Here is a 724-nt window from a genome sequence, read left to right as displayed (position 1 = left end):
GTCGGCGATCGACCCGTCGTAGGTAATACGATACAACTCAGGGGGTTTCGTCTCGCCGTAATGCGCCACCTCGGCCACACACAACTCAACCTCGTAGGGCTTGGCCTGTTCGGTGAAGATGGTGCCTAGAGTCTGCGCGTAGACATTGGCCAACTGCCGACCCGTGACGTCACGACGGTCATAGGCGTAACCGCGGGTGTCGGCGAACTGGATCCCGCCGCGGCGCAAATTGTCGAACTCGTTGAACTTGCCCGCAGCCGCAAAACCCACCCGATCGTAGAGCTCACTGATCTTCTGCAGCGACCGCGACGGATTCTCCGCGACGAACAGCACACCACCGGCATAGGCCAGCGCCACCACGCTTTTGGCCCGCGCAATGCCCTTACGCGCCAACTCGCTGCGCTCGCGCATCGCCTGCTCAGGCGAGATGAAATACGGAAAACTCACTTCTCACCGCCATCGGAGCCGAAAGTATCCGCACCCGAACGGCTTTCGATGATCGCGCGGGCCAATTCGGCAATCCGGCTCTCCGGCACGTCAACCGCCCCGTCGGCGTCGATGATCACCGCCGTCGGAAAGATGCCCCGCACCAGGTCCGGACCGCCGGTGGCGGAGTCGTCGTCGGCGGCGTCGTAGAGCGCCTCGACCGCCACCCGCAGCCCCGAATCACCGTCGGTAACCTGCGAATACAACTTCTTCATCGACGACTTCGCGAACAGCGAAC

General features: G+C 62.7%; 1 protein-coding gene. It reads right to left on the bottom strand.

Annotation, left to right across the window (positions count from 1 at the left end):
* Positions 1-447: proteasome subunit alpha (prcA, locus tag FJM08_RS08520; protein WP_140031743.1), on the bottom strand; the 447-nt coding region annotated here is incomplete at its 3' end.
* Between the last annotated feature and the right edge of the window lie 277 nt (positions 448-724).

Origin of the sequence: Metamycoplasma equirhinis, from assembly GCF_006385185.1 — a bacterium.
Classification (GTDB): Bacteria; Bacillota_I; Bacilli_A; order Mycoplasmatales; family Metamycoplasmataceae; genus Metamycoplasma; species Metamycoplasma equirhinis.
The sequence above is the reverse complement of the archived record's forward strand: the minus strand, read 5'-3'. Positions and strand labels throughout refer to the sequence as shown.